The following is a 4,298-nucleotide window of genomic DNA, read 5'->3' as shown; positions in this document are numbered from 1 at the left end:
TACATGGAAGAATAGATGAACCTGAATCTTGGATTCTATCTGAACAAGAGTATGGAAAAAGATATGCAAATTCTTTAAAATTTGGGAAATTTTGGGGAAAATTTTTGGATAAATTTAGAATAATAATATTTTTAGGATATGGATTAAGGGAAAAAGATGTTCGAAGGAAGTTTTATAATAGAGATAATTTGTTTTTTTGGATTGAAAGAATTTTGGAACAAAATGAAGGAGATAAAGAGGAAAAAATAACCCACATAGTTACAAACTTAAAAATGAATGGAATAAATATCTATCCTATTATTTATAAAGATAAAAATGAAAATTCTATTTTTGAAGTACTTGATAACATTTATCAAAATGCTTTTGGACTAACTATCCAGTTTACAAGGGAGGAGTAAAAAATGTCTCAAGTTAATATTTTTATTTCTCACACTTCTAAAGATCACGATTTCGTTTGGGAACTCGCAAAAAGAATGAAAAAAGATTTAAAAAATATTGCAAAAATTTTTGTTGATGATTGGGAAATTAAAGTTGGCGATTCTATCGTTAGGAAAATAGATGAAGCAGCTCAAAATGCTGATTTTTTCATAATTGTATTATCTAAATATTCAATCAAGCAAAAATGGGTTCAAAAAGAAATAGATATTGCTTTTACTAGACTTATTCAAAAGAAAAGTAAAATTTTGCCCATCTGGTTAGAAATTTCAGCAGAAGATGTTCCTCCTATTTTGCTTCCATTAAAAGCAGCTGTTTTTAAAACAAGAGTTATTATTGATGAAGAAGAATATCAAAGATTGATAAAACCCATTTTAGAACATGAAAAAGCAAAAAGTTTATTAAAATTTCAAGAAAGCGTATTAGATAATATTAAACATTTAGATATTATTTTATCAAAAGAAAAACCTACAAGACAAGAAGTTCAATTTGTTTTAAATTTAATTAAAGAGAATCCTGTTTATGAAAGATACTTTTTTTCCAAACTCCGTTCTCTTGAATGGTTTGACATCCTTAAGTCAGAAGGCTTTTTCTCTCCTGAAAAAGCTCCTGGTCCTGAGCCTGCTGAGAAAGAAGGATTTTACACAATCCCCTATTGGAATGTATTAGATTATTTAGAGCGAGTTTCTCAAAAAGTAAATGAACTCGGTAATGAAATGTATATTGATGAACTTTTAGAAATTATTAAAGAAGTAACAGAATATCATAGACAGACCAAAAAATTAGATAATTACCTTATTTGGGGTTCTTTTATTAGAATACTTTCAAATCTTCCTACTAACAAAATTTCAATGGAAATTATTGACTTAATTCCTGTATGGCTTGATTCCAAATTTGATATAATGCTTCAAGCAATGGAAATTATGGAAAAACTTTTTCCAAGATTTCTTACAGATAATCGAGAAGATATTCAAAAAGTAGAACAAATTATTTGGCATCTTACTGAAATAAAAGAAGAATATGAAAAAAAAGTTCTTAAAGTTGATATTTACTTACTTCAAGAATTTTTTAAAAAACATTTAAACGTCATAGCCGAAAAATGTTCAATAAAACTTGTAGATATTTTTGTTGAAAGAATAAAAGAAATAGTTTCAACTGAATACGAAGGAACACTTAATTCTTTATATGATTATGAAGAAAAAAATTATTTATTGAGAAAACCTGTAGAGTTATTTACCTATGTTTTAAGCCAAATTTTACTTATTAAGACCAAAAAAGAGCCTAAAAATGTAAGACAATTTTTAAAATCATTTTTTGAGGAATCCCATCCAATTTTTACCAAAATTTCTCTTTTTATAATTGGACAAAATATAGAGAGATTTAAAGACCTCTTCTGGGAAGTTCTTGAGACCAAAGGAGATAAAATTTTTGAAGGCGCTACTCTTTTTTGGGGTGATGAGCTTAAAAAAGTGCTGAAAAATCTTGGTCCATTAGACGATACTAAAAGAGAACTTTTGAAAAGAAAAATTGAAGAAGCTACTAAAATATATGCTCAAATGTTAGAAGACAAAGATGAAAAGGAAAAAGAAAAATGGAAAGCTATTTTTAAGCAGATGATTTATAAAGCTTTATCTTATGATAAAGAATTTAAAACTTTACACGATGCAATGAAGCAAATAACAGGATTGGACGTAGAGTTACATCCTGCAATAGGAAAAACAGAAATTAGAACTGGCTGGGAAGAATCACCGCTTAGTGTAGAAAAAATTTTAGAAATGGATAATGCAGAGCTTGCTGAGTATCTTATACAATTTAAAACTGTTGATTTCTGGGAAGGACCCAGTGTAGAAGCTCTTGCTGAAACCTTGAGAACAGCAGTTAAAACTAATCCCAAAAAATTTACTGAAAATTTAAACCTCTTTCTTAAGGTAGGATATTTATATATAGCAAAAATTTTAGAAGGTTTTCAGGAAGCATTAAAAGAAAATAAACCCATAAATTATGAAAAAATTTTTAATTTTATTGAAATGTATATAAATCAAGAAGAATTTTGGCAGGATAAATTTAAAGTTCAGTCATTAAAGCTGATAACACATAGATGGGTTATTACCGCTTTTTATTTCTTTTTAACCGAAGCTTTGAAAAATAGAGAATATCCACTTCCTGAAAGACTTTTTGAAAAAGTAGAACATATTATACATTTAATGTTACAAAATTTAAAAATTGAATTAGATAAAGCAATATTAGATTATCCTCAATATTCTATCAATACTCCAATAGGTCGGATTATTGAGGTTTATATAAAATTTGTTTTAAAAGTTTTGGAATCTTCATATGATAAAAAAGAAGTTATAAAAAATAATTTTGTAGAAATATATAAAAACCTTTTAGAAAATAAGCTTATTGAAGCATATACATTTTTTGGTATGTATTTTTTAAATTTTTATTTCCATATAAATAAAGCTTTTACTACAGAAATTATTAAATCTCTAAAGCCAGAAGAAGAGATTTGGGAAGCTTTTATGCAGGGATATCTTTTTATAGGACGTATTCACAAAGATATCTACAATCTTATGAGAACTCATTACAAATTCGCTTTAGATTATAACTTTAAAGATAATCTTTACAGAGAGCAACTTATCCAACATATTTCATTAGCATATCTTATGGGTTCAGAAAGTTTGAACTTTTTAAGCTTATTTTATAAGCTCATAGAAAAATTTAATCCCGATGATATTAATCAAATTATACGATTTTTTTGGGGACAAAGAGATTATTTGGGAGAGGATAGTGAAGAAAATAAGCAAATTAAAAAAAGGATTTTAGATTTTTGGGAATTTGTTTATAACAAATTTTATAACAAATTAAAAAATAAAGAAAAATATCTATCAGAAGAAGAAAAAGAAATTTTGTCTAATACTGTAGAATTAACTGTATTTGTACCAGAATTAACCGAACCTTATATAAATTGGATCAAATTTTCTGCTTCATATATAAAAAATCCTGTAACTTTTTCTTTCTTTTTAGATTATCTTCAAAAATTTATGGAAATTGGAGATAAAATTCAAACAGCTAAAAACATAGGTAAAATTTTATTAGACGCACCAGTTTTTGAATACCCGAAAGACAAAATAAAAAAAATTATTAAATACCTTTGCGAAACTGACAATGACGAGGTTAAAAAGATAGTTAAAGATATATGTGAAAATTATATCAAATCTGAAATCTTTTTCTTAAAAGAAGTTTGCGAAAAATGTAATTAGACAAGATGCCATCCATAGACTTAAACCACCTCGGCAAAGAATGGCTTGAGCTTAAAAAGCAAAGAATGCAGAATCTTCTCAAAATTGCTTCGCCGGATGAAGCACTTTATCGGGAAATAATGCTCTCCCTTGGCTATCCAAAAAATAAAGTAAATTTTTTAGAACTTGCTTTAATCCTACCTTATTCGGAAATAAAAAAACTTAAAGATAGACATACTATAGAAAAAGCACTTTTATACAGAGCTGGTTTTATAAATGAAAAAGACGGATTACCAGAAAATTTTGATCTTTCTTTAAGGATGGATAAATCCGTGTGGGAATACAAAGGTATAAGACCTGCCAATTTTCCTGAGAAAAGAATAAAAGGGATAACAGAACTTTTGGAAAAGAGCATTGAAAAAGGTTTAGTAAATTTTTTTCTTGAAAAAGTTAAAACTGAGATAAAAAATAAAAACCCAAAATCTGCCCTAAAAAACATAATGGACTTTAAAGGCATCGGCAAACAAAGAAAAGAGGAAATGTTTTTCAACATAATTATGCCCTTTTTAATGGTATTTTCAGAAGATAAAAACATCCAACAATTTTTAAATTCCATGTTTG

General features: G+C 27.1%; 3 protein-coding genes. All 3 read left to right on the top strand.

What is annotated here, in order from left to right:
- The coding region (locus LWW95_11745) for an SIR2 family protein (protein ID MDL1957699.1) at positions 1–398 on the top strand (398 nt) is incomplete at its 5' end.
- 3 nt (positions 399–401) lie between these two features.
- The gene (locus LWW95_11740; protein ID MDL1957698.1) at positions 402–3,698 is read left to right on the top strand and encodes a toll/interleukin-1 receptor domain-containing protein; all 3,297 of its coding nucleotides are present in this window, start codon (positions 402–404) and stop codon (positions 3,696–3,698) included.
- A 65-nt stretch (positions 3,699–3,763) separates the two neighbouring features.
- On the top strand, positions 3,764–4,298 hold a 535-nt coding region (locus LWW95_11735; GenBank protein MDL1957697.1), incomplete at its 3' end, for a DUF2851 family protein.

It is taken from the genome of Candidatus Desulfofervidus auxilii, from assembly GCA_030262725.1.
Classification (GTDB): Bacteria; Desulfobacterota; Desulfofervidia; order Desulfofervidales; family Desulfofervidaceae; genus JAJSZS01.
Note: the sequence above shows the minus strand (reverse complement) of the source record. Positions and strands in the feature narration are given on the sequence as shown.

Bases quoted from the DNA above. Each gene is read 5' to 3' on its own strand.
- LWW95_11740 (MDL1957698.1), top strand. From the start codon at position 402: ATGTCTCAAGTTAATATTTTTATTTCTCACACTTCTAAAGATCACGAT.